Here is a 24,499-nt window from a genome sequence, read left to right on the forward strand (position 1 = left end):
GAGGACCGCCGATGACCGATGCCGTTGCGTCAGCGCGCCAGGAGACGGCCAAGGGTCCGTCATTCCGTTTCGGCTTCGTCAAGTTCGTCGTCGAGGACTTGGCGGCCATGGCCGCCTTCTACCAGCGCATCTTCGGCTTCGAAGTGGCGCAGACCATCGAGCTCGCCGATGCGACCGAGCTCGTGCTGCGCCGGGCCGGCGACGACAACGGCTTCTCGCTCATCCTCTACGGCCCGCACGACCGCAAGCCCGTCACCGTGGGCGATGCGCACGGGCCGCTCGGCCTCTACGTGCGCGACGTCGATGCGGCCTACGCCCATGCAGTTGCTGCGGGGGCGAAGGCGCACCGGACGCCGTTCGACACCGGGCCCATGCGGGCCGCCTTCGTGCTCGACCCGGAAGGGCGCGAGATCGAGCTCCTGTCGATCCGGCGCTGAGGGGGCCAGCCATGTCCGTTTCGACCGCGTTCGGGAACACCGTATTCAAGACGCTGATCTGCGACGTGCCGCGTCCGCATGTGGCGCGCATCACGCTGAACCGCCCCAAGGCGATGAACGCCTACACCTTCGAGATGACCCAGGAGCTGCAGCGCGCCGTGACGCTCTACCGCGACGACGACGACCTGCGCGCGCTCGTCCTTGCCGGCGCCGGCGACCGTGCCTTCTGCACCGGCGGCGACATCGGCGACAGCGAGCCCGAGCACCGTCAACGCGTCGCGAGCGCACCAATGGGCATGGGGCGCGAGATGCGCGACGGCATGCAGCCGGTGGTGGCCGAGCTGCGCCGCATCGACAAGCCGTCCGTCGCCATGATCCAGGGCTACGCCGTGGCCGGCGGCCTGGCGCTGGCGCTCGGCTGCGACTTTCGATTCGCTGGCCCCGGCGCCAAGCTGGGCGACACGAGCAACCGCTTCGGCCTGCTGCCCGACGAGGGCGGAGCCTGGCTGTTCCCGCACGTCATGGGCTACGACAAGGCCCTCAAGATGTCGCTGCTGCACGAGATCTACGACGTGGAGACGGCCTATCGCCTGGGCCTCGTCACCGAGATCGTGCCCGACGACCTGGAGGGGCGGACGCTCGCGTTCTGCGAGGCCCTGGCCGGCAAGGCGCCGCTCGCCATGCGCCTCACCAAGATGATGATGATGCGCGCGCTGGATCAAACCTACCAGGCTTCGCTGGGCGACGCGCAGATGGCCGTGATGATCGCGAATCCGGCCGAGGACGTGCGCGAGGCGACGCAAGCCTTCCGAGAGAAACGGCCGCCGCGGTTCAAAGGGCGGTAGGGCGGGCGCTCAACGGTGTGTGGTCTCGTGGCCCATGGGCGGAGCGACGGCGCGCGCCCGGCGCAACGAACGGAGCCGCCGTAGCGCCGGCCCGATCCAGTCGACTTCGCGGTCGCCGACCAGGCCACCGCGGCGGAAGATGAGCATGCTCAGCATGAACAAGGCCAGCGCCACCCCCTGCGCGCCGGCGGGCAGGCCGAGCTCGACGCCGCCGAGGGTGACGCCACCCTGCAGCCGCCGGAAGATCTCGACCACCGCCGATATCACCACCACTCCAAGCATCGCGCCGGAGAGCGAGCGCATCCCGCCGATCACCAGCATGGCGATCAGCATGAACGTCATGTCGAGGAAGAAGGTATCGACGGAGATGGTGCCGAGCAGGCTGCCATGCAGCGCGCCGGCGATGCCGAGGAAGGCGGCGCTGAGCACGAAGGCGATGAGCCGCTGGAGGTAGACGTTGACGCCGGCCGCCTTCGCCGCCGGTTCGTCCTCCCGGCTGGCGCGCAAGGCGAGGCCGAAGCGCGAGGTCTGGTAGAGGAAGGCGACGGCGATCGTAGCGCAGGCCCAGGCGTAGCCGATCACCGGCGTCACATAGCTCGGCAGGCCGACGATCGAGCCGACGCCCTGGGTGTAGCGGTCGGCGTTCGAATAGACGACGTTGACGATGAACAGCAGCGCGAAGCTCGCGATGCTGGCGGCAATGCCGTTGAGCCGCAGGATGACCAGGCCGGCGACCAGCGCCACGGCGGCGGCGAGCGCGCCCGAGGCGAGGCTCGCCGGAAAGTCCGGCACGGTGTTCTGCAGCAGCAGGTCGGGAAGGCCGGACATCACGATGGGCTTCAGCATGGGGCAGCAGGTCTGCCAGGCCGCGGCATAGGCGCCGATGGCCATGAAGGCGACGTGCCCGAAGGACATGATCCCGGAGTTGCCGATAAAGATGTAGAGCCCCACCACTGCGACGATCTTGATCAGCGCCTCCACGACCGTCCGTTCGAGCGCCAGTGAGCCGGTGAGCGACAGGGCGAAGGTCGCCAGGCCCAGCATGAGCATCAGGCTGACGGCCGGGCCGGCGGCGGCGATGGCGGGCAGCACGGGACGCAGGGACATCGACGCAACCTCACACGCGCTCGCGGGCCGCGCGGGAGCGCGCGATGCCCTCCGGCCGCACCACCAGGATCAGGATGACGAGGCCGAACACGAAGGCGTCGCGGAACGGCCGGAGGTCGGCCGGCAGCCAGGCCTGGAGGAGCTGGCTCGCGGCACCGACGAGGAAGCCGCCGAGCGCCGCGCCGGCGAGGCTGCCCATGCCGCCGATCACCGTGGCGAAGAAGCCGTAGATCACCGGCATCATGCCCATGCGATAGTCGAGGACGCCGGTCTGCACGACGAGCAGCAGCGCGGCGGCGGCCCCCAACGCGCCGCTGATCGCGAAGGCGAGCGCGATCACCCGGTTCGCCCGCACGCCGAGCAGCTGAGCCATGCCGAAGTCCTCGGCGGCGGCCCGCATCTCGACGCCGAGCGAGGTGCGCCGCAGGAACAGGACGAGCGCCAGGCCGCAGACGATCGCGGTCGCCATGGTGACCAGCTGGATGCCGGGCACCCGCAGGTCGCCGACGGCGATGGCGGCCGCCAGGCCCGAGCCGAAATCCACCGACTTCGGCCGGCTGTTGTAGACGAGCATGGTGGTCTGCTGGAACAGGAAGCTCAGCGCGAAGGACGAGATCATCAAGGTCGATGGATCGGCCTGGCGCAGCGGGCGGAAGGCGACGCGCTCGGTCGCCAGCGCCACCAGCACGACGATGAGCCCCACCGAGGCCACCGCCAGGGCCACCGGCCAGGCGCCGATGAACAGGGTCGGCGTCGCGGCGGCAGAGGGCACGATGAGCGCATAGGCGCCGATCGTGATGTAGTCGCCCTGCGCGAAGTTGATGAGGCGCATGACGCCGAAGACGAGACCGATGGCGAGGGCCACCAGCGCATAGAGGCTGCCGGTGCTGGCGGCGTCGATGAAGACCTGCATGGCTCCGGGATCTCCGTCGCCGCCTCACGCGGCCACGGCGGCGCGGGTGCCGAGATAGGCGCGGCGGACGTCTGCGTTGGCCTGGATGGCCTTGGGAGTGCCCTCGGCGATCGGGCGGCCGCCATCGAGCACCAGGATGCGGGTGCAGGCGCGCATCACCACGGTCATGTTGTGCTCGATGAGCAGCACGCCGCAGCCCCAGCGCTCCGGCATCCCGGCAATCAGCCGGACCAAGGCCTCGCACTCGTCGGCGTTCATGCCGGCCGCCGGTTCGTCGAGCAGCACGAACGCCGGCCTCGACACGAGGGCCCGCGCCATGGCGACGCGACGCTGGTCGCCGTAGCTGATCGCGCTGCCGGGCTTGTCGGCCGCCTCCGCGCAGCCGATCCAGGCGAGCGCCTCGACGGCGCGCCGACGCGCTTCGGGCAGCGACAGGCCGGCGCTCAGCGCGGCGACGCAGACGTTATCGAGTGCCGTGAGCGAGGGGAAGACGCGCGCGGCCTGAAAGGTGCGCGTGACGCCGGCGCGCGCCACCTGATGCGGCCTCCAGCCCCGGAGGCTGCGGCCGTTGACCAGGGCCTCGCCGTCGCTCGGCGGCTGGAAGCCGCTCAGCACGTTGACCAGCGTGCTCTTGCCGGCGCCGTTCGGACCGATCAGCCCGAATACCTCTCGCCGCCTGATGGCGAGGTTGACGTTGCGCAGCGCGACGACGCCGCCGAACTTGACGACGACATCGCGGGCTTCGAGCGCATCTTCGCCCTCCGAGGCGCCGATCAGCGACAATGCCGCGGTCATTCGCCGACGCGGAACAGGAGCTGCGGGGAGGGGATGATCTCGTTGCGCCACACCTCGAGCGACTTGTGCTTGCCGTTCTGCACCTCCATCACCAGCAGAGGGCGGTTGACCTGGATGTGCAGGTCTTTCGAATACGAGGTCGGGCCGACGGTCAGGGGCTCGTCCTTGAATTTTTCGAGCTCGGCGACGACGGCTGCCGCCTTGGTCGTCTTGGCGCGTGCGACTGCCGTCGACCACTGCTCGATAAGGCTGTAGCCGAGCACCGCATAGGCGGATTCAGGCCGCGCGCCGTACTTCCTGGTGAAGGTGTCGAGGAACGCCTTGAGCTCCGGCCGGGGATCGTCACCGAAGATCGACATGAACGTCGGCACGTAGAAATTGTTGAGGTTCGGCACGGCGCCGAGCCAGTAATCGTCAGTCATGCCGACATTGGCGAGGATCGGCGCCTCGATCCCCGCCGCGCGCAGCTGGCGGATGACGCTGGCGCCGCCCGGGGTGAAGCTGCACATGTAGATGGCGTCGGGCGCGGGCGAGGTCGCCTTGATGCGGGTGATCTGCGCGGCGATCGACGGATCGTCGTTCTTGAAGACGTCGGAGCCGGCGATCGGCTGGTCGGGCGAGAGCTTCTTCCAGGCGGAGCGGAAGCCGGCGCAACCCGACTTCGAGTATTCGATCGACTGGTCCTCCAGCACGTAGGGGCGGCGGATGCCCTTCTTCCTGAAGCCCCATTCGGCCATGTCGATGCCCTCGACCTGGGCGGCGCCGTTCGCCGTGAAGACGAGGTTGCCGACGCCCTGGACGCCCATCTTGGGATCGGCGGCGCCGAGGCTGATGGCCGGGACGCCGGCACGCTGGGCGGCGAGGCCGGCGGGAGCGCCGAAGTCGTAGTCGGCGGAAATGACGAGCAGGTCGACGCCCTTCTGCACGAGCTCGGCGCCGGCCTTCGCCGACTGCTCACGCTCGGTCTTGGTATCGGCGATGGTGTATTCGATCTTGCGGCCGAGCAGGCCGCCGGCGGCGTTGATTTCCTCGATCTTCAGCAGCGCGGCCTTCAGGGGCGGGCCGTCATAGGCGTTCATCCAACCGCTTTGGGCGATCGCAAACCCGATGCGGATCGGCTCCTCGGCGCGGGGCGCGCCGGCCCATGCGGCCACGGCGGCGACGGCCAGCAATCCTGACTTCAATGTCCTCATCTGCACATTCCCCGCTATTGAGCCGGCCGAAACGAGCCGAGCCGCCGGCGAGGAAGCTACAGCAAATTCACATTAGTCAACAACTTGAATTAGTGTACAGATAGTGATCAATGTGACTATGAATCGATCACGAGGAAAGTGCGCTGCCGCTTGATCTGGTATAGTTCCATCTCTGGTTGGCGCGGCGGCGAGAGAGGCAGAGACGTGACGACGTCGGGTGACGAGGTGCGTGCGATCGACGAGGCTCCGATCCGCTTGGGGACGCAGCTGCGTCACGCGCGTCGGGTCAAGAACCTGAGATTGAAGGACGTTGCCGAACGGTCGGGCTATTCGGAAAGCCTGATCTCCAAGATCGAGACCAACAAGGCGACGCCGTCCCTGAACACGCTGCACCGCATCGCCAAGGTCCTCGGCACCTCGGTCGCAGCGCTGATGAACGAGAATCCCGGCCGGCCCGATATCGTCATGGAGCCTCATCAGCGGCCGGTCATCCAGGAGATCGCCTTCGGCGGCGTGCGTTCGGACGGCACCGAAGCCGAGGTGATGATCCCGCTTGGCGCCAGCACCCTGCTCGAGGCCTTCCTGATCCGGGTCCAGCCGGGCGGCAGCAGCGACGGGCTGCGCCAGCACGAGGGCGAAGAGGTCGGGTTCATACGCAAGGGCGAGCTTCTGCTGACCGTCTCCGGCACCACCTACCGGCTGAAAGAGGGCGATTCGTTCTTCTTCCCGTCCAACCAGCCGCACGGCTTCACCAATCCCGGCAGCGTGCCGGCGGAAGTCATATGGGTGAACACGCCGCCGTCGCTGTGACGCGCGTGAAAGTACTTGAATTTTGTGCAAGTCGCGACCATGCTCGCAATCCGGTCGGGGCGTGGGCGCCGTCCGCCTGAAGCGATGAGGGGCGCGACCATGCTACGCGTCGACGATCTTGAATGCGGCTATGGGCCGTTCACCGTCGTGAGAGAGGCATGCCTGTCCGTCGCGCCGGGCGAATGCATCTGCGTGGTGGGACCGAACGGTGCCGGCAAGACGACGCTGGTCAGCAATATCGCGGGCCTGTTCAAGCCCCGCCGCGGGCGCATCCTGTGGGACGGCCGCGACGTGGCCGGGCTCGGCCCGGAGAAGGTTTCGCGCCTCGGCGTTTCGCTGGTGCCGGAGGGACGCCGGATCTTCGGCTCGCTCACGGTGGACGAAAATCTTCGGCTCGGAGCGACGGTCCGGCGAGACGACGGCAGCGTCGCGGCTGACCTCGAGGCCGCGCTGGACCGCTTTCCGATCTTGCGCGAGCGCTTCCGCTCGCCCGCCGGCAAGCTGTCGGGCGGGGAGCAGCAGATGCTGGCGATCGCCCGCGCACTGATGTCCCGCCCCAAGCTGATCATGATCGACGAGCCCTCGCTGGGCCTCGCCCCGCTCGTGGTCGATCGGGTCTACGAGGTGCTGCGCGAACTGCGGGATCAGGGAGAGCTGGCGATGATCGTCGTCGAGCAGAGCACCGCCCGGATCGCCGACATCGCCACGCGGGCGCATGTCCTGCGCAACGGACGGTTTGTCGCCGTCCTGGCCGGGGAGGACATCACCTCCGATGCCGCCCTCGACGCAGCCTATTTCGGCTTCGAGGCGGGGCACGCGGCCATGGTCTAGCTTGCCTTGCGCGAAAGCTTGAGCGGCAGGTCCAGTTCCACGCGGTCGTGCATCACCTTGGGCATGACACGGCCGCGCTCGCCGCGTTCGAGGCGGACGAGGCCGTAGCCTTCCATGGTCCGCAGTGTACGGGAGAGGTTGGATTTGGCCTTACCGGTGATCCGCGCCAGTTCGTCGAGTGAACCGGGCGCCCGCTCGGCGATGACGTACAGCAGCTCGCGGTTACCGGCCGACAGAACCTTGGCGAACGATTCCGTCGAGGTGAACCAGACCTTCGGCTCGTTGGGCGAGACGCGGCGCTCACCACGCGCCACCGCTATCGTGCGTGCCTTCATCTCCTCGTAGCTCGCGATGCCAACCTTCAAGGTGGTCATGGGATTACTCCTCTCTCGCGCAACACCGCATCCACACTCTGCCAGAAGTCGGCAAGCAAGGTCGCCGCATCCCGGTACTCATAGGGCCGGATGCTCCGCAGCCGGTGGTGGTGGTCCTGGGGTTGGCCGCGCTTCTGCCGCGCGACCGGATGGGCGTTGTCGAACCCGACCAGCCGCTCGCCATCGGGCCCATGCAGAGTGAGCGAGTAGTCGATGCCGTGGGGCTTTTCCAGCGACGCCGGCACTCGCGTCACCACAAACCGAACCCAATGGCCGCCCTTGGGGTCCACGACGAGGACTTGCCCGTCGAGGTCGAGAAGCACATCGAGCACAGGGTCACGCGACGCCATCAAGATACATGGTTATCATACTGAAGCAACTCGAGCAAGAAAGGCCGGCCGCCTCACGGCGCCTGCTGTGCCGGGAAATGCTGCCGCCAATGGCGGGCCACGTCGATGCCGCGGCAGATCCACACGCCGTCATGCCTGCGGACGTGATCGAGGAAGCGGATGAGGCCGCCGATGCGCGCCGGCCGGCCGATCAGCCGGTCGTGCAGGCCGATCGACAGGAGCTTCGGCGCAGTCTCGCCCTCCTCGTAGAGGCGATCGAACGCATCCCGCATGTAGATGAAGAAGTGCTCGGAGGTGGCGAAGCCGACGTTCTCATTGAAGCGGTTGTCGTTGGTCTCGTAGGAGTACGGGATGACGAGATGGGGGCGGCCGCCCACCGTGACCCAGTAGGGCAGCTCGTCGGCCAGCGAATCGCGGTCGTAGAGGAAGCCGCCGTCCTCGACGAGCAGGCGTCGGGTGTTCGGTCCCGGGCGCCCGGTCATCCAGCCCGACGGGCGGCCGCCGGTGATCCGGGCGATGCCGTCCACGGCCAGGCGAATATGCTCGCGCTCCAGCGCTTCGGGCACGTCGCAATAGTCGATCCAGCGCCAGCCGTGGCTGACGATCTCGTGGCCGTCCGCGAGGAAGGCCTCGACCACCTGAGGATTCTGTTCGAGTGCCCGCACCACGCCGAGCACGCTCGCCTTCACATCGAAGCGCCTGAGCACGTCGAGCACACGCCAGACGCCGCAGCGCGATCCGTACTCGAAAGCCGATTCGACCAGGGGCACGCGCACGCCGCGCTTCTCGGGCACGCCGATGTCGTTCAGCATGCCCTCGGAACGGTCGTCGCCATTGGCGAGCGTGGCCTCGCCGCCGCCCTCGTAGTTGAGGTTGAGGTTGACCGCGATGCGCGCGCCACCGGGCCAGCGCGGATGCGGCGGCCGGCCGCCGTAGCCGACGAGATCGCGGGCTTCCATGGGGTCAGGATGCATCTCGAGGGCCATCGCCGTTTCCTTTCTCGACCATTGCCCGCACCATGCGTTCCGGTGTGATCGGCAGCCGGCGAACGCGAACGCCGGCCTGGGCGACGGCATTGGCGATCGCTGCGCCCGCGCCGACCAGCGGCGGTTCGCCGACCCCCTTTGCGCCGAAGGGATGGGTGGGATCGGGCACTTCGACGACGAAAGACCGGATCGCGTACGGCACGTCGAGCGCGCTCGGGATCTTGTAGTCCATGATCGAGGGGTTGCTCAGTCGTCCACCGTCCCAGACCATCTCCTCGGTCAGCGCATAGCCCGCGCCCTGCACGAAGCCGCCCTGGATCTGGCCTTCGACGGCGCCCGGATTGACGGCGCGCCCGACGTCGTGCGCGCACCAGGCCTCGACGATGTCGACCTTGCCGGTCACCGCGTCGATCTCGGCCTCGACCACCTGGGCGCCGAAGATGAAGGCGCCGACATTGTCGAAGGAGACCATGCCGGATAGCAGCGTATGCTTGGGGTCGAGCGGCTCGTTGTGCATCACCGAGCCCGACCCGATCACCGGTCCGCCGCCGTCGGCGAACCAGATCGACCGGCCGGCGATCTCCTTGAACGAGACGGTGCGGTTGGTCCCGGCAGCCCCCATGAGGCCACCTGGCAGCAGCTCGACCTCCTCCTCCGGGCAATCCAGCAGCCTGGCCGCGATCGTCGCCATCTTCTCCTGGACGGCGGCTGTCGCCTCGCCGACGGCGCGCCCGACCATATAGGTGACGCGGCTGCAATTGGTGCCGGAGTTGTAGGGCGAGGCATCGGTGTCGGGCGCGACGAAGTTGACGTCGTCCACGGTGAGGCCGAGGCCGGCGGCGCACATCTGCGCGAGTACCGTGTCGCTGCCCTGGCCGAGATCGACTGCCCCGGTGTTGAGCGTGACCGACCCGTCCTCGGCCAGGCGCACGATGGCGCTGGTGGACAGGAAGCCGCAGACATGGGCGGTCAGGGCGAGCCCGAGGCCGCGGCGCTTGCCGCCCGGCGCGCCGAGCGGTGCCCCGCGGCGCTCGCGCCAGTGCGAGGCGGCAACGACCTTATCGATGCAGGCCTCCAGGCCGCTCGTTGCCAGCGTCTGCCCGCCGAGCCAGCGGTCCCCGGGCTTCATGATGTTCTTCAGCCGCAGATCGAGCGGATCCATGCCCAGTTCGCCGGCGATCTCGTCGATCTGGCTCTCGCTGGCAAAGGTCGCCTGCGGGTTGCCGAAGCCGCGGAAGGCACCGGCGCGCAGCTTGTTGGTGTAGATCGCGTGGCCCCGCACGTGCACATGCTCGAACCGGTAGGGACCGCCGGCGAAGAACATGGCGAAGTTCAGTACCGCCGGGCTGTCGTCGGCATAGGCACCGCCGTCGAACCAGGCTTCGAACTCGCGCGCGACGAGGGTGCCGTCACGCTTGGCGCCGGTCTTGACCCGCATGCGCGCGGGGTGGCGGGCGCGCATGGAGATCATGTCCTCTTCGCGCGACAGGATGATGCGCACCGGCCGCCCGGTCTTCAGGGCAAGCGCCGCCGCGACCGGCTGCACCGTCGCTTCCGACTTGCCGCCGAAGCCGCCGCCGATGCGAGGCGCCACGGCACGGATTCTCGCCATCGGGATGCCGAGCGCCTCGTGCAGGTTCGCCTGTGTACGGAACACGCTCTGCGTCGACGACCAGACCGTGACCTTGCCGCGTCCGTCCACGGCGGCCAGCGCGGCGCAGGGCTCCATGTAGAGGTGGTTCTGGGCCGCGGTCTCGTAGACGCGCTCCACGATGACGTCGCACTCCGCGAAGCCCTTGGCGACGTCGCCGAGTTTCATCTCGGACCGGCAGAGCTCGTTCGGCAGCCGGCAGGTCGAGGCGTCGTAGATCTTGAAGTAGGACTCGAAATCCTCGTGCAGGATCGGGGCACTCTCGGCAATTGCCTCCTCGATGGTGAACACGGCCGGCAGCGGCTCGTAGTCGACCTCGACGAGCGCCGCAGCGGCACGGGCGATGGCCGCATCGGTCGCGGCAACGGCGGCAACCGGCTCGCCGATATAGCGGACCTTGTCGACGGCGAGCGCCGTCTCGTCCTTGACGACGAGACCCATCAGGTGGCGCCCGATGTCCGCGCCGGTGACCACGGCCTTCACGCCGGGCAGCGCCAGCGCCCGCGACACGTCGTAGCCGCGAATGCGGGCGTGGGCATGGGGGCTGAAGGCAAGGGCACCGTGCAGCATGCCCGGCAGCGCCAGATCCTCCGTGAAGGCGGCCGCGCCCCGGGCCTTTTCCCAGGCTTCGAGACGCGACATGGTGAGGCCGACCGCATGATCGGTCTTCTGCGATTTCAGCAGCATATGGGCTCCTCTCAGCGTGCGGCGAGGGCGGCCTGCTGGGGCGCGAGACGGCGTGCCGCCAGCGCGATCGCCTCGATGACCTTCACGTAGCCCGAGCATCGGCACAGATTTCCCGATATGCCGACGCGGATCTCCTCGACGCTCGGCGAGGGATTGGCGGCCAGCAGTTCCGTCGCCGACAGGATCATGCCGGGCATGCAGAAGCCGCACTGGATCGCACCGGCGTCGAGGAAGGCCTGCTGCACCAGGCTCGGCACGTCGCCCTCGGCGAGGCCCTCGATCGTGGTGATCTCGCAGCCTGCGAGGTCGGCCGCGAGGCTGAGGCAGGAGCGCACGGTGTGCCCGTCGACGAGCACGTTGCAGGCGCCGCAGGCGCCGGCTTCGCAGGCCCGCTTGGCGCCCGTGAGCCTCAAATCCTCGCGCAGAACATCGAGCAGGGTACGGCTCGCCGGGACGGCGGCGTGACGTGTCTCGCCGTTGATACGCAAGGAAACCATAACGACATCGGATGTCATGCCAGCGCTCCGGACTGGGCCGCGTGCCGCTCGCGTGCCCGCTCGACGGCGCGCAGCAGAAGGCCGGGGAGGATCAGGCGCCGATAGTCGGCAGAGGCCTTGATGTCGTCGCGCGGGGCGCCGAGGCCGATGTAGGCGCTCGCGGCCGCCTTGAGCTGACCGTCCGAGAGCTCGGTGCCCGCCAACGTCGCCTCGACCTGCGGCGACCGGATCGGAACGGTTCCGAACGAGCCGATGGCGATGCGCAGCGATTGGCAGACCGCACCCGACCAGGCGACGCGCACGCCGATGGTGAGAGTCGCGTAGTCGCCGTCGACCCGGGAGAATTTGACGAAGGCACTCGTTTCCCCGGCGTGCGTCGGCGCCAGACGGGCGCCCGTGACGATCTCGCCGGAGGCGAGGGCGGTCATGTAGCGATCGAGAAAGAAGTCATCGACGGGGATCGCTCTCCTGCCCTCGGCGCCCGCGACCAGGATGGCTCCACCGGCGGCGACGAGCGCGCAAGGGTAGTCGGCGGTCGGATCGCCGATGGCGATCGAGCCGCCGATGGTCGCCATGTTGCGGATCGTGGGATGCGCGGTCTGCGCCGCCGCCTCCCGCACGATCTCATGGCCGTGGGCGAGAGCCGCCGCTTGCGCCACCGCGCGATGCGGCGTCATGGCGGCGATGACGACGCTGCCGTCAGCCTCCGCCGTCAGCCCGTTCAGCCCGCCGATGCGGCGCAAGCTCACGAGGCGGGTCGGCCGCAGTTTCCCGCTGTTGATGAAGCCGACGAGGGTCGCCCCGCCGGCGAGGCAGCGCGCCTGCGGATCGGCGGCGAGCGAGGACAAGGCGTCCGACAAGGTCCTCGGCTGATCGAGATGCACCGGGTGTTCCTTCTCTAGGCTCAGCGGGCCATCCGCGCTTGGAGAGGGGCGGACGATCGCATCGGTCACGACCAATATCCTGCACTTTTCTTATATTCAAGTTCTTGAATAAAATTCCTGTACATGCAAAATGCGCAAGCTGGCGACGCAAATTTGAAGCCACCTGCCGTCACGCGTCGCCAAGAGGCTGCAAGGGGTTCGACGATGGTTCGCAACGGTCAGGCTTATCTGGACGCCCTCGGCGACGACCGGGCGGTCTACATAGACGGCCAGCGCGTGCTCGACGTCCGGACGCATCCTGCCTTCCGCAACACCGTCACGTCGTTCGCCGGGCTCTATGATTTCCAGGCGAAACCCGAAAACCTCGACCTGATGACGTTCGATATCGGGGGAGGCCGGCGCGCCAATCGTGCGTGGCAACTGCCGAAGAGCTATGCGGAGCTGGTCGAGCGCCGCCGCGCGCTCGAGGCGTGGTCAAGCCAGAATTACGGTTGGCTCGGCCGCTCTCCCGATCATGTCGCGTCGACGCTGAGCGCCATGGTGATGGCAAAGGACGTCTTCGAACGCCATGGGCCCGCGCGCGCCCGGGCGGTCGTCGACTACTATCATTACGCGCGCGAGAACGACCTGTTCGTGAGTTACGTTATCCAAAACCCGCAGGCGGATCGTGCCAGGACGGCCGGCGAGCAGAAGAACAAGCATTTGGTCGCGGCCGTGGTCGACGAGGACGCGGCCGGCATCACCGTGCGCGGCGCCAAAATGTTGGGCACATCCGCGATCATGTCGGACGAAATTTTCGTCGCCAACATCCAGCCGCTGGCGAAGGGGGAAGAGGCTTACGCGCTCAGCTTCGCCCTGCCCATCGCGGGCAAGGGCGTGACGCTGATGTCCCGCAAGTCCTACGAGGCGGCGGCCCGCTCGGTCTTCGACTACCCGTTGTCGGCCCGCTACGATGAAAACGACGCCATCGTCTATTTCGACGACGTGAAGGTGCCCTGGGATCGGGTCTTCGTCTATCGCGATATCGACATGGCGCGGGCCCAGTGGCACGACACACCGGTGCACGTCTACCAGAACTACCAGTCGCAGGTGCGGCTGATGGTCAAGATGCGCTGTCTCGCCGGGATCGGCCGTCGCATGGCCGAGGCCAGCGGCCTCGTCGACATGCCCCAGGTGCGCGTCAAGCTCGGTGAGCTGTCGGCCGAGGCTTCGATGGTCGAGGCCTTCGTCCTGGCGATGGAAGCCGGCGGCTCATGGTACGGCGATTATTTCGTGCCCTCGGCGTCGCTGCTCTACGCCGCGCAGGTGCAGACCCAGGACATGTATCCGAGGGCGATCGGCCGGCTGCGTGACCTCGCCGGCGGCGGCGTCATCATGTTGCCGTCCTCCATCGAGGACTTCGACAGCCCGCTGCTGCGGCGGGTCATCGAAGCGACTCAGGTGTCGCCGGTGCGCGACGCCGCCGAGCGCGTGCGGTTGTTCCGCCTGGCCTGGGACGCGATCGGCTCCGAGTTCGCCTCGCGGCACGTCCAGTACGAGATGTTCTATTCCGGTGCGAGCCATGTGACGACGGCCAACGCGTTTAGGACCTTCGACTGGAAGATTGCGCTCGGCATGGTGGACGAACTGGAGGCGCTTCAGGCCGAGCATCTGACCGACGGCGCCCGCGGGCGCCGGGCCGCGGCCGGGACCTGAAGCGGTGACCGGAGAAGCCATGACCGAAGCGCGGTTGGCCCATCGGACGGCGTTTCGCTCGGCGCTCGGCCGCTTCGCCACCGGCGTCACCGTGGTCACCGCGCGAAGCGCCGCCGACACGTTGGTCGGATTGACGATCAGCTCCTTCAACGCGGTCTCGCTCGAGCCGCCGCTCATCTTGTGGAGCCTCTCGCGCGGGTCGGGCAGTCTCTCGGCCGTCCGCAGCGCCGCGGGCTTCGTCGTGAACGTGCTGTCGGCCAAGCAGGCCGATCTGGCGATGACGTTTGCCCGAGGCGGCGGATCGTCGCCATACGGCGGCGGCGAATGGTCTCTGGCAGCCAGCGGCGCTCCCATATTGAAGGACACGCTCGCCCATTTCGAATGCGTCCACCACGCCGAGCATGACGGCGGCGACCACGTCATCTTTGTCGGCCGCGTCGTTCGCTTCGCAGCCGCATCAGGTGATCCCCTTATTTTCTCCTTTGGGCGATTCGCGAGAGCTGGAGAAATTATCCAGCTATGATAGTCGAATGGCGCCGAGGCTGGCGACGGCCATGGCAATGGCCCCTGTGCCGCCGACCTACCTCAGATGTGTCTGCGCGCCACGGCCATAAAGAATGCTCGACTCCTTGATCTCGCTTTCGGAAAAGAAGTCGCAACCTTTGATCGCTGCCTCGAGAATATCGAGATATACCGTGTATCTCGGGTCGAACCGCTCCCTCATGTCCCGCCAGGCCGCGGTCTCCCGGAATGCGTCGTATTTTTCCCGATACGAGCGATTGCGGACGCCCCATTGGTTGAGGGGCCAGCCATATTGAGACAGATGGAAGCCGTGCAGGGGCCTGCGGATGGTGCCGGCGCGCGGTTCTGTCTTGGCGGAGACAATCCGATAGAGCAGCCGCTCGTCCGCATCCCAGCTGAGGGAGCTGAGATCTATGTCATCGGGAATCTGGACCGGATAGTAGAAGTCGTATTCGGAAAAATGCAGCCCCGACATTCTGGCGTCTTCATTGTTCTTGCTAGCTTTTACCGCATTTGAATGCTTCGTCCCCTGCTTTCGCATGATCGCAAGGTGCTGAGGCGCGATCGGCTCCAGAACGAGTATGTCGATGTCGCCGATATAGACATACTTCGCCTTCGTCGTGGGTTCTCTGATGAATCGGACGATCGATCCGCGCGTATCGAATTCGACTTCGGTTATGATCAGCCTCTGGCCGAATAGGGCGGATAATTTGTCGATGCCTTGTTCGTACCTGCGGCAGAAGTCGGCTCTGTCCGGCACAAATATCTCGACCGCGCAATCATCGTTATGATGCAGGACGGACGTCGCGTAAGGAAGAGCATAGGGAAGGTATAGACCGTCGGCCGCGGTCAAGACGAGCAGTTCAAGCATGGACGCTATTCGATATGTGATCTCAACCCTCAATTGCGTCAGGTCCTTAGCCTGGAACGAACCGAGCATCAAGCCGGCCGGCTTGAACTGAGCTGGCGCAACGGCTTAGCGCACGGGGGCTCTCTCTTTTGTGAAGCGACCGCATTGAACGGTCTGGCGGCGTCCAGGCGCTCTCGGACCAGGGTGCCCGCGTCGAAGCCCGCACCGCGGGGCCAACGGCGATGACCGGCGTCGACTTGCCGTGAGGGACCGACTTGCCTCGAGAGGCAAGAGGGCTTAACGCGGCAGCCTTTCGATGCCATGGGGGGACGCCATGATGCGGGAATTGCTCGTGGTGACGGCCGCCGACGGCCCCTATCAGCCCTTCGCCTTACCCTACGCGGCCTCGGTGCTGCATCACAACGAGGACTGTGTCGTCGAGCTCTTCGTTCCCGATCGGCAGCACTTCGAGCAGACCTATGCGGCGGGAGTGGCCAAGCTCCGGCAGTTGTTCGCCGACCGTTTTGTGGTGACGCAGGTGGAGTTCGACGCGCCGGGGTCGATCGTCCGGTTCATCAAGCAACCGTCGACCAGGGCAGCCTACGTCTATATCGGCGACATTGATATACTGGTGCTGGAGGAAATTGCAGTCAAGCATAGAGCGATTATGAAGCGGGAAAATATCCGCTACTCGAATGAGGTCAGATCCAGCTTTCTAAAGCTCGGGTTGAACAAGATGACCGGTCTTCATTTTTCCGAGTACGATTTCTACTATCCTGTCCATATACCGGACGATATCGATGTCGGTGCGCTCAAGTGGAACGCCGACGAGGATCTGCTCTACCGCATCATCTCGGCGAAGACCGAGCCGCGCACCGGCACCATCGGCAGGCCGACGCACGGATTTCACATGTCCCACCACGGCTGGCCCTATAACCAATGGGGCGTGCGGAACCAAGTATATAGGAAGCTCTATGCCGAGTTTTCCCGGACATCGGCTTGGCAGGAGATGAGAGCGTTCTTCGACCCGAGGTATATCGTTTATCTTGAGATCCTGGAGGCGGCCATCAAGGGCTACGAGCATTTTACGGAAGCTGAGCTCAGGGCCTCGCTTGCGTTGTTCGGCCGAGGCGCGACGAGGCCGCCCCAATAAGCCCGCCGGCGTGCGGGTCTCCGGGCCACCTCACGCCTTCACCTGCTGCGGGCCGGCGCAGAAGCTACGCCAGCCGCCGAAATGGGAGATGTCGTCGGCGTCGTGGGTGGCTTCGGCCTCCACCAGGAAGCCCTTGGGGCGTGTGCCGTCGGCCAGCCTCACCGTGCCGATGGAGAGCGGCGCAGGCACGGCGGCGACGAAGCTCGCGAAGGCCGACGGCTCCAGCGCCCACACCTCCGTCTCGATCCGGCGACCGGCACCTTCCGGCACGCGCAGCAGGCCGGGGCGGTAGGGTGGGCCGCCGGCGAGTGCAAACAGGCGGTAGTCGCTGGTGGTGTGAACGGCGCGCAGTAGCTTGCCGCCGCGGGAGGTGAGCTCGTGGTTGAGGGCGAGCCCGGACAGGTGGGCGCCGACGACGGCCAGTTCGATCGGCGCATCCGTGGCCTGGGGCGCGGCGGCCGAGGTCGCGGGGTGCGGGCCGGGAGCCGAGCTTGGCGCGCCGAACAGCCGGCCGGCGATGCCGGCGATATCGGCGTCACGGCCGGCCGGCGCGATGAAGGTCACGCCGGCGGGCCAGCCGTCGCTGCGCACGGGGCCGGGGACCGCCAGGGCGCAGAGGTCGAGCAGGTTGACGAAATTGGTATAGGTGCCGAGCTCCGCGTTGGGGCCGAGCGGGTCGGCGTCCAGGTCGGCGAGCGTCCGCGGCCGCGGGAACGTCGGCACCATCAGGGCGTCGATGCCTGCCCACACGGACGCCGTCGCCGCTTTGAGCTCCGCCAGGCGGTAGAGGCCGGCGAAGGCATCTGCGGCCGAGAATCGCGTGGCGCCGGCGATGATGCCGCGCGTGACCGGCAGCAGTGCCTCGGGCTGCGTCTCGATGAAGGCGCGGATCGCGGCGTAGCGCTCGGCCACCCATGGGCCGTCATAGAGCAGGCGGGCGGTGGCGAAGAACGGCTCCAGGTCGACCGGGACGAGCTCGGCGCCGGCAGCACGCGCCAAGACCAGGGCGGCGTCGAACGCCGCTTCCGACAAGGCATCGCCGCCGAACCGGCGGCCGGCCGCGTCGGGTACGCCGATGCGCAGCGATGCGGCCGCGGGGCGAGCCGCGATCGTCGGCATCGGGCGTGAGAACGGATCGTCCGCATCCGGCCCGGCCATGGCGGTGAACACCTCCCAGGCGTCGGCGATGCTGCGGGCGAAGACGGAGATGCAGTCGAGGCTGCGGCAGGCCGGCACGACGCCCGTGGCGGGCACCGCGCCCAGGCTGGGCTTCAGGCCGACGATGGCGTTGAGCCCGGCCGGCACGCGGCCGGAGCCCGCCGTGTCGGTGCCGAGCGCCGCCGGCACGAGGCCTGCCGCCACTGCCACGCCCGACCCGGAGCTGGAGCCGCCCGGCACCAGGGCGGGGTCGATGGTGTTGCGCGGCACGCCGTAGGGTGAGCGCACGCCGACGAGGCCGGTGGCAAACTGGTCGAGGTTGGTCTTGCCGATGACGATGGCGCCGGCCGCCTTGAGGCGCGCGACCGCCGTCGCGTCGGCCTGCGGCATGTAGGCGAAGGCGGCGCACCCGGCCGTCGTCGGCAGCCCGGCGACGTCGATGTTGTCCTTCACCGCAACCGGGATGCCGAACAGCGGCCGCCCCTCGGCGCCCAGCGCCTCCAGCGCGCGGGCCTCCGCGAGGGCCTCCTCGCGCGGGCGCAGCGCGATGAAGACGGCCGGATCGCCATAAGCCGCAATGCGTGCATAGAGGTCCGCGATCGCCGACGAAGGCGTCGCCGCGCGGCTGGTGTAGGCGTTGCGGTAGTCCTGAATCGTGAGCACTGGCCTCGTCTCTCCTTAGCCGACCGCATCCGGGACAACGCTGACGTGCGCGGCGACCACCTTCCAGCCGTCGGGAAACCGCACCCAGGTCTGCATCTGCCGCCCGGTGGAGCCCGGGCTGCGCCTGAACAGGGTCGACGCCGTGGCGAAGTCGCGGCCGTACGTGGTGATCACGGTCCGCTCCAGCGTGCGCGCCAGGTTGAGCGGCGAACGTCCGCGACGGAAGGCGCGGATCTCGTCGATGCCGTAGAGGTTCTCGCCGATGCCGTAGCGGATCGTCGTCGGTGCGTCGCGAAAGAGCGCCTCCAGCATCGGTACGTCGTTCGTCACCAGCGCCCGCTCGTAGGTGGCGAAGGCCGCCTCGACCTCGGCGACGATCTCGGGAATGTCGATATCCACTCGTGTCTCCTGCGCGACGGCCCTGGCCCCGTGGAACGCCACTCTCGCAGAGCAGGCGCCGTCGCGTCGATCGTTCAAACCTCGCCGGACCTTACTGGGCCGGAGCGGGCAGCGGCTCGGTCTCCGCAGAGTGCGGCGGCTCGGGCCGCACCGCCGGGCTGTCCACCCCACGGGCGTAGTGCCAGCAGCCGGCGAGGAAGGCCGCGAGCACCGCGTAGCCCACGGCCACCATCGGCGACATGGCAAAGCCGATGCGCTCGCCGTGCATGAAGCCGAAGAAGGTGAGCAAAGCACCGGCCAGTGCGAACATGGCGGCCTTGAGGAAGTCCTTCTCGATGATGAACACGGCGACGGCGGCGAGGATCAGCCCGCCGAGGATCGAGCCCGCGCCCAGCACCTCCAGGCCCGGGTAGACCACGCCGTTGGTGCCGAGCTTGTCGATGCCGACGGCGTGGGCGTTGGTGCCGGCCGCGCCGAGCGCGCCATCGATAAGCGTCTTGGCCCAGGCGGCGAGGTGCGGCGTGAAGGCGAGCACGATCGCCGGCGCGTGCGACTTCGGCGTCTCCTGGAACGCCTGCGCCCCGATCAGCATGCCGATGTAGAGCAGGATCGGCGAGATGGCGACGACCGGGATCAGGTTGACCAGCACCGAGACGATGCCCAGCCACGACAGCACCAGCACCATCAGGCCCGTGGCGGCGGAATAGCCGAAGCGCCCGCCCATGGATTTCCAGCCGGGGTGGCCGATGTAGACGGCGTTGATGAACGGGTTGCCCATCAGGCAGCCGATGAGGCTGACGACGCCGTCGGCGGACAGGACGCGCGTGGTCGGGAAGGCGTCGCCCGCCGCTTCCGCGCTTTCCACGTTGTCCATGGCTTCGACGAGATCGTAGATGCCGAAGGGAATCGCCGTCACCAGGATGATGCCCAGGAACTGGAAGCCCGAGAACACGTGGCCGATGGCCGGGATCGGGATCGAGAAGCCCAGATTGGCGAAGGCGCTCAGCAAGCCGCCGCCGCTGACGCCGCCGACGCTGAAGCCCAGCGCCGCCGCGACCCAGGAGATGGCCAGCCCGACCAGGATGGCGACCAGGCCTGCGGGGACGCCGCGCGGATAGCGCATGCCGCCGAACCAGCTCACCAGGATGACGCCGAAGCAGAGGATGCCGAGCAGCGGCGTCATGAACATGTCGAGCGCCGGCCGCATGGAGATGAAGGTCACCGAGACGCCGGCGAGCGTGCCGAGCAGGGCGGCGCGCGGCGTGATGCGTCGCACGTACGGGGCGAGGAAGCCGCCCGCCATCAGGATGAAGCTCTGCACGAACACCCAGGCGAGGCCGGCCTCCCAGCCCTTGATCGGATCGCCCGTCGAGAGCGCGATCGGCAGCATGATGACGAAGACGACGATGAACATGTGCGGCACGCTGATGCCGGAGGGCAGGGCGCACACGTCCGAGCGCCCGGTCCGCTGCGCCAGGCGGTAGGCGAGCCAGGCGTAATAGCAGGTGCTCAGGAACATCATCAGCCCGACCGCCGGCAGGATGCGGCCGAAGGTGATGGCGTCGGGCATCTTGAGCACGAAGCGCAGCAGCACCGTCAGTGTCAGCATGTTGACGAGGATGTTGGTGCCGAAGCCGAAGAAGGCATTCCAATCGCCGGGGCTCCACAGCGCCGGCCGGTGCGATGTCGTCGTCGTCATCATGTCAGCCCCTCCTCATCAACCGGCCGTCAGGCCCCGATGGCCTGCAGCACCGCCTGCGATGACGACACCCAACCGAAGATGCCGCCCTGAGCCTTGATCATCGCGAGCCCGGCCTCGTGGAATTCCGGGAAGTAGGAGCCGCAGCAGTCGCCGAGCACGACGCAGCGGTAACCGCGGTCGTTGGCTTCGCGCACGGTGGTGTTGACGCAGACCTCGGTGGTCACGCCGCAGACGAGCAGCGTGTCGATGCCGCGGTTGCGCAGCATCAGCTCCAGGTCGGTCTGGTAGAAGGCGCCCTTGCCGGGCTTATCGATCACCGGCTCGCCGGGCGCTGGCGCCAGTTCGTCGATGATGTCGTGCCCGGCTTCGCCGCGGATGAGGATGCGGCCCATCGGGCCGGGGTCGCCGATGCGCAGGGATGGCAGGCCGCGCTCCACCTTGGCGACGGGCGCGTCGGACAGGTCCGGACGATGGCCCTCGCGGGTGTGGATGACCAGGACGCCATGGGCGCGTGCCGCGTCGAGCACGCGTCGGCAGGGCGCGATGGCCGGGGTCAGCCGCGACACGTCGTTGCCGAGCGTCTCGCCGAAGCCGCCGGGCTCCAGGAAGTCGCGCTGCATGTCGATGATGACCAGAGCGGTGCGGGCCGGATCGATGCTGATCGGGGCGGGTTCTGCGTCGACGACGATCTGCATGGGTTGTCTCCGATTAACCGAGCTTGGCCACGGGCGCGCTCGCGACACCCTCGCGCTCCAGGAAGGCGGCGACGCGCAGGACGCTGTCCTCGCGCCAGGGCGCGCCGATGACCTGGACGCCGAGCGGCAAACCGCCGTCGAGGAACACCGGCACGGCCGCGACCGGCAGTCCGGCAAACGAGATCGGCTGGGTGTAGACGCCGATGCTGGGCCTGAGCGGCAGCTCCTGGCCGCCGAAGACCAGCGTCTTCTGGCCGAGCTTGGGTGCCCGGCAGGGCGTCGAGGGCGCCAGGACGATGTCGACGTCGCGGAAGAGCCCGGCCAGCCGCGCCCCGTACCAGCGCCGGAAGCGATGGGCGCGGTTGACCCAGGAGGCGGGCATCATGGCTCCGGCGATCAGCCGGTCGCGCACCGCGGGATCGAAGTCCGCCGGCCGGGCGCGCAACCGGTCGAGGTGCAGCGCGGCGCCCTCGCTCGCCGTGATCAGATATGCGGCAGCGCGGGCGCGGGCGGCCTCGGGCACCTCGATGGTGCGGCTGGCGCCCAGCGCCGCGGCGACGGCGGCCACGGCGCGATAGGCATCGGGATCACCGCCCCGGGCAAAGTAGCCGCCGGCGACGGCGACACGCAGCTTGCCCGGGCCGTCGTCGAGCTGCGCCACGGTCGGCTCGGCCGGCCGCTCGGCGCAGGCCGGATCATCCGGATCGGGACCCTGCATGGCGTCGTAGGCCATGGCGAGGAGGCGGACGGAATTCGCAAACGGCCCCAGGTGGTCCAGGCTCGTCACGAACGGAAAGCTCGCCGCCCGCGACAGGCGGCCGAAGGTCGGCTTCAGGCCGAACACGCCGCAGAAGGCGGAAGGGACGCGGATCGAGCCGTTGGTGTCGGAACCGAGCGCCAGCGGGACGAGGCCGGCCGCGACCGCCGCTCCCGAGCCGCTCGACGAGCCGCCGGCCATGTGGTCGAGGGCGTGCGGGTTGCGACAATTGCCGTCGTGCACGTTCTCGCCGGTGAAGTCGTAGGCGTATTCGCCCATGTTCAGGGCGCCGACGAGGACGGCACCCGCCGCTTCCAGGCGGCTGATCAGCGGGCTGTCGCGTTCCGCCGGCGGCCGGTCGCGGTTGATCTTGGAGCCGGCGCGGGTCGGCAGGCCGGCGATGTCGAACAGGTTCTTGACGGCGAACGGGATGCCGGCGAGTGGCCCGGCCTCGGGGCTCGCGTCGACCGCGTCGGCTGTCGCGCGGGCTCGCTCCGCGGTCACGTCGGTGAAGGCATTGACCAATGGATTGAGGCGGTCGATGCGGCGCAAGGTCTCCGCTACCGCCGACTGGCTGCGGCGGTCGATCTGGTCCGGGGTGAGCGGTACGCTGCTCGCCATCATCGGTTCCTCAAGGCCTGAACACGGCTGCCGGCTCGAGCTCGTCCTCGAGCGGAAAATCGAGGATGAGCTGCGCCACCTGCGCGTTGGTCGTCAGGTTCTGCACCACCGTCTCGATCCAGCCCGGGTCGAGGCAGATGCCCAGCATCGGCGCCATGAGCCTGGCCAGGGTGCGGGCGCTGGTGTCGTCGAGCGCCGCCAGGGGCTCGAGCTGTACGTCAGGCATGGGCCACCTCTTGCGTGGGCGGATGCGGGATCGCGGCGATCAGCTCGCGGGTGTAGTCGGCCTGGGGATCGTCGATGACCTGGGCCGCGGTGCCCTGCTCGACGATCCGTCCCTGGCGCATGACGATGACCCGGTCGCACAGCAGCCGCACCACGTGGAGGTCGTGGCTGACGAACAGGTAGCTCATGCCCAGCTCGGCCTTGAGGTCGGCCAGGAGGTTGAGCACGATCGCCTGCACCGAAACGTCGAGCGCAGCGGTGGGCTCGTCGAGGATGACGAGGTCCGGGTCCAGCGCGATGGCGCGGGCGATGCCGATGCGGGCCTTCTGCCCGCCCGAGAGCTGGTGCGGGAAGCGGTCGAGCAACTCGCCGGGCAGCCCGACCAGCCGCGCCAGCTCCTCGCAGCGGGCGCGGACCGCAGCCGCGCCCTTGGCGGCGCCGAAACGCAGGATCGGGTCGGCGATGGCGCGCGCGGCGGTGTAGCGCGGGTTGAGGCTGTCCGTCGGATCTTGGAACACCATCTGGATCTTCGACCGCAGCGGATGGTGGGAGAAGGCGCTGGCCGGGACGGCGCCGATGTCCACGCCCTTGAAGACGATGCGGCCGGCGGTCGGATCGGCGAGGCGCATCACCAGGGTGGACGTCGTCGACTTGCCGCAGCCGGATTCGCCCACGAGGCCGACGCTCTCGCCGCGCCTGACCTCGAAGGAGAGGTCGTCGACGGCGCGGAACGGCGCCTCGTCCGTGCCCTTCCGCGTCAGGCGGGCGAGCATGCCGGCGCCGTTGCGCGGGTACTCCTTCAGCAGGTGCTCGACGCTGAGCAGCGTCCCGGTCGCAGCCATCGCCTCCGGCGCAGGCGGGCGCTCCGCATCTTCGGGCAGCAGATCCTTGAGGGTGATGCCCGGGCGCGGCGTGGCGCGCATCAGCTTGCGGGTATAGGCGTGCGCGGGGGCGCGGAAGATGGCGCTCGATGCGGCGGTTTCCACCACCTCGCCCTTCTCCATGACGACGACGCGGTCGCAATAGGCGGCAGCGAGACCCAGGTCGTGGGTGATGAGGATGGTCGACATGCCGCGCTCGCGCGTGAGCTCGACCACGAGGTCCATCACCGCCTTCTGGGTCGTCACGTCGAGGCCGGTGGTCGGCTCGTCGGCGATCAGCAACTGCGGTCGGCAGGCCAGCGCCAGCGCGATGACGATACGTTGGCACATGCCGCCCGACAGCTCGAAGGGATAAGCGTTGTAGCGTTCCTCCGGCCGGGCGATGCGAACCTGCTCCAGCGCCTCGATGGCCTTCCGGCGCATGTCGTCGGAGCCCGCCAGCGCGTGCTGGCGCAGCACGTCCTCGATCTGCCGGCCCACGGTGCGGATCGGGTTGAGCGCCGCGCGCGGATTCTGGAAGATCATCGACATCTCGCGGCCGCGCAGGTCGCGCATCTCGCGTTCCGACGCCGCCTTGAGGTCGACCCCGGCGAAGGCGACGCTGCCCTGGGCGATATGGCCGGCCCGGTCGAGGATGCGCATCACCGCATAGGACGTCACCGACTTGCCGGACCCGGACTCGCCGACGACGCCGACGGTCTCGCCCTTGGCGACGCTGAGGTCGACCTTCCTGACCGCCTTGACGGTGCCGCGGCGGGTGGCGAATTCGACGGTGAGATCGCGGACGTCGAGCAGCGGCACGGCGGTCATCGGATGCT

Annotated in this window: 25 protein-coding genes; 7 read left to right on the top strand and 18 right to left on the bottom strand. The window is 68.1% G+C overall.

Going from position 1 to position 24,499, the window contains the following annotated elements; translation table 11 throughout:
- Positions 1-11: 11 nt before the first annotated feature.
- Both ACZ5PO_RS23280 and ACZ5PO_RS23285 read left to right on the top strand, forming a co-directional pair.
- On the top strand, positions 12-437 hold the full coding sequence (locus ACZ5PO_RS23280) for a VOC family protein (protein ID WP_464184234.1): 426 nt from the start codon (positions 12-14) through the stop codon (positions 435-437).
- Positions 438-448: 11 nt separating this feature from the next.
- Entirely contained in the window at positions 449-1,282 is an 834-nt protein-coding gene (locus ACZ5PO_RS23285) for an enoyl-CoA hydratase/isomerase family protein (protein ID WP_464184235.1), read from the top strand.
- Positions 1,283-1,291: 9 nt separating this feature from the next.
- On the opposite strand, the gene ACZ5PO_RS23290 is transcribed toward ACZ5PO_RS23285, so the two are convergent.
- From ACZ5PO_RS23290 to ACZ5PO_RS23305, 4 genes are read right to left on the bottom strand one after another with little or no spacing between them, the layout of a single operon-like run.
- Positions 1,292-2,389, bottom strand: coding sequence for a branched-chain amino acid ABC transporter permease (locus tag ACZ5PO_RS23290; protein WP_464184236.1), 1,098 nt, complete (start codon positions 2,387-2,389; stop codon positions 1,292-1,294).
- Positions 2,390-2,399: 10 nt separating this feature from the next.
- Entirely contained in the window at positions 2,400-3,302 is a 903-nt protein-coding gene (locus ACZ5PO_RS23295) for a branched-chain amino acid ABC transporter permease (RefSeq protein ID WP_464184237.1), read from the bottom strand.
- Positions 3,303-3,326: 24 nt separating this feature from the next.
- Positions 3,327-4,097 carry an ABC transporter ATP-binding protein gene (locus ACZ5PO_RS23300; RefSeq protein ID WP_464184238.1) on the bottom strand — a complete coding sequence of 257 codons (771 nt, stop codon included), beginning with the start codon at positions 4,095-4,097 and terminating at the stop codon, positions 3,327-3,329.
- Positions 4,094-5,290 carry an ABC transporter substrate-binding protein gene (locus tag ACZ5PO_RS23305; RefSeq protein ID WP_464184239.1) on the bottom strand — a complete coding sequence of 399 codons (1,197 nt, stop codon included), beginning with the start codon at positions 5,288-5,290 and terminating at the stop codon, positions 4,094-4,096. The genes ACZ5PO_RS23300 and ACZ5PO_RS23305 overlap by 4 nt, the downstream gene beginning before the upstream one ends.
- Positions 5,291-5,494: 204 nt before the next feature.
- On the opposite strand from ACZ5PO_RS23305, the gene ACZ5PO_RS23310 reads away from it, so the two are divergent.
- Positions 5,495-6,100, top strand: coding sequence for a cupin domain-containing protein (locus ACZ5PO_RS23310; RefSeq protein ID WP_464184240.1), 606 nt, complete (start codon positions 5,495-5,497; stop codon positions 6,098-6,100).
- 99 nt (positions 6,101-6,199) lie between these two features.
- Positions 6,200-6,931 (top strand): ABC transporter ATP-binding protein, encoded by a 732-nt coding sequence (locus ACZ5PO_RS23315; RefSeq protein ID WP_464184241.1) that lies wholly within the window; start codon positions 6,200-6,202, stop codon positions 6,929-6,931.
- Here the strand turns inward: ACZ5PO_RS23315 and ACZ5PO_RS23320 are convergent.
- The 6 genes from ACZ5PO_RS23320 to ACZ5PO_RS23345 are packed head-to-tail and all read right to left on the bottom strand — an operon-like array spanning position 6,928 to position 12,429.
- Positions 6,928-7,305: an HVO_A0114 family putative DNA-binding protein gene (locus ACZ5PO_RS23320; protein ID WP_464184242.1), complete on the bottom strand. Its 378-nt coding sequence runs from the start codon at positions 7,303-7,305 to the stop codon at positions 6,928-6,930. The two genes, ACZ5PO_RS23315 and ACZ5PO_RS23320, sit on opposite strands and share 4 nt — an antisense overlap.
- Complete coding sequence (locus tag ACZ5PO_RS23325; protein ID WP_464184243.1) at positions 7,302-7,655, bottom strand: toxin-antitoxin system TumE family protein; 354 nt, start codon at positions 7,653-7,655, stop codon at positions 7,302-7,304. The genes ACZ5PO_RS23320 and ACZ5PO_RS23325 overlap by 4 nt, the downstream gene beginning before the upstream one ends.
- A 53-nt stretch (positions 7,656-7,708) precedes the next feature.
- Entirely contained in the window at positions 7,709-8,641 is a 933-nt protein-coding gene (locus tag ACZ5PO_RS23330; RefSeq protein ID WP_464184244.1) for a polysaccharide deacetylase family protein, read from the bottom strand.
- A complete protein-coding gene (locus ACZ5PO_RS23335; protein ID WP_464184245.1) occupies positions 8,619-10,979 on the bottom strand; it encodes a xanthine dehydrogenase family protein molybdopterin-binding subunit in 2,361 nt (786 codons plus the stop codon). Before ACZ5PO_RS23335 ends, ACZ5PO_RS23330 begins: the two co-directional genes overlap by 23 nt.
- A gap of 11 nt (positions 10,980-10,990) precedes the next feature.
- The gene (locus ACZ5PO_RS23340; RefSeq protein ID WP_464184246.1) at positions 10,991-11,494 is read right to left on the bottom strand and encodes a (2Fe-2S)-binding protein; all 504 of its coding nucleotides are present in this window, start codon (positions 11,492-11,494) and stop codon (positions 10,991-10,993) included.
- Positions 11,491-12,429 carry an FAD binding domain-containing protein gene (locus tag ACZ5PO_RS23345; RefSeq protein ID WP_464184247.1) on the bottom strand — a complete coding sequence of 313 codons (939 nt, stop codon included), beginning with the start codon at positions 12,427-12,429 and terminating at the stop codon, positions 11,491-11,493. Before ACZ5PO_RS23345 ends, ACZ5PO_RS23340 begins: the two co-directional genes overlap by 4 nt.
- A gap of 135 nt (positions 12,430-12,564) precedes the next feature.
- On the opposite strand from ACZ5PO_RS23345, the gene ACZ5PO_RS23350 reads away from it, so the two are divergent.
- Positions 12,565-14,055 (top strand): 4-hydroxyphenylacetate 3-hydroxylase family protein, encoded by a 1,491-nt coding sequence (locus tag ACZ5PO_RS23350; RefSeq protein ID WP_464184248.1) that lies wholly within the window; start codon positions 12,565-12,567, stop codon positions 14,053-14,055.
- Between the two features lie 19 nt (positions 14,056-14,074).
- Positions 14,075-14,578: a flavin reductase family protein gene (locus tag ACZ5PO_RS23355; RefSeq protein ID WP_464184249.1), complete on the top strand. Its 504-nt coding sequence runs from the start codon at positions 14,075-14,077 to the stop codon at positions 14,576-14,578.
- Between the two features lie 57 nt (positions 14,579-14,635).
- Here the strand turns inward: ACZ5PO_RS23355 and ACZ5PO_RS23360 are convergent, their stop codons facing one another.
- On the bottom strand, positions 14,636-15,448 hold the full coding sequence (locus ACZ5PO_RS23360; RefSeq protein WP_464184250.1) for a hypothetical protein: 813 nt from the start codon (positions 15,446-15,448) through the stop codon (positions 14,636-14,638).
- A gap of 313 nt (positions 15,449-15,761) precedes the next feature.
- Between ACZ5PO_RS23360 and ACZ5PO_RS23365 the strand changes: the two genes are divergently transcribed.
- On the top strand, positions 15,762-16,580 hold the full coding sequence (locus ACZ5PO_RS23365) for a hypothetical protein (RefSeq protein WP_464184251.1): 819 nt from the start codon (positions 15,762-15,764) through the stop codon (positions 16,578-16,580).
- A 30-nt stretch (positions 16,581-16,610) separates the two neighbouring features.
- Here ACZ5PO_RS23365 and atzF read toward each other — a convergent pair whose 3' ends face one another.
- The 7 genes from atzF to ACZ5PO_RS23400 all read right to left on the bottom strand — a co-directional run bounded on the left by atzF (position 16,611) and on the right by ACZ5PO_RS23400 (position 24,491).
- Positions 16,611-18,401 carry an allophanate hydrolase gene (gene atzF / locus ACZ5PO_RS23370; protein ID WP_464184253.1) on the bottom strand — a complete coding sequence of 597 codons (1,791 nt, stop codon included), beginning with the start codon at positions 18,399-18,401 and terminating at the stop codon, positions 16,611-16,613.
- 15 nt (positions 18,402-18,416) lie between these two features.
- Positions 18,417-18,800, bottom strand: a complete 384-nt coding sequence (hpxZ, locus tag ACZ5PO_RS23375) for an oxalurate catabolism protein HpxZ (protein ID WP_464184254.1) — start codon at positions 18,798-18,800, stop codon at positions 18,417-18,419.
- A 91-nt stretch (positions 18,801-18,891) separates the two neighbouring features.
- The gene (locus ACZ5PO_RS23380) at positions 18,892-20,502 is read right to left on the bottom strand and encodes a regulator (RefSeq protein ID WP_464184255.1); all 1,611 of its coding nucleotides are present in this window, start codon (positions 20,500-20,502) and stop codon (positions 18,892-18,894) included.
- A gap of 26 nt (positions 20,503-20,528) precedes the next feature.
- On the bottom strand, positions 20,529-21,197 hold the full coding sequence (locus ACZ5PO_RS23385; protein ID WP_464184257.1) for a cysteine hydrolase family protein: 669 nt from the start codon (positions 21,195-21,197) through the stop codon (positions 20,529-20,531).
- Positions 21,198-21,210: 13 nt separating this feature from the next.
- Positions 21,211-22,578 carry an AtzE family amidohydrolase gene (locus ACZ5PO_RS23390; RefSeq protein WP_464184258.1) on the bottom strand — a complete coding sequence of 456 codons (1,368 nt, stop codon included), beginning with the start codon at positions 22,576-22,578 and terminating at the stop codon, positions 21,211-21,213.
- Positions 22,579-22,585: 7 nt separating this feature from the next.
- On the bottom strand, positions 22,586-22,801 hold the full coding sequence (locus ACZ5PO_RS23395) for a DUF4089 domain-containing protein (protein WP_464184259.1): 216 nt from the start codon (positions 22,799-22,801) through the stop codon (positions 22,586-22,588).
- Positions 22,794-24,491 carry a dipeptide ABC transporter ATP-binding protein gene (locus ACZ5PO_RS23400; protein ID WP_464184260.1) on the bottom strand — a complete coding sequence of 566 codons (1,698 nt, stop codon included), beginning with the start codon at positions 24,489-24,491 and terminating at the stop codon, positions 22,794-22,796. Before ACZ5PO_RS23400 ends, ACZ5PO_RS23395 begins: the two co-directional genes overlap by 8 nt.
- Positions 24,492-24,499 lie beyond the last annotated feature (8 nt).

This window comes from Chelatococcus sp. KU-N122 (assembly GCF_055391085.1).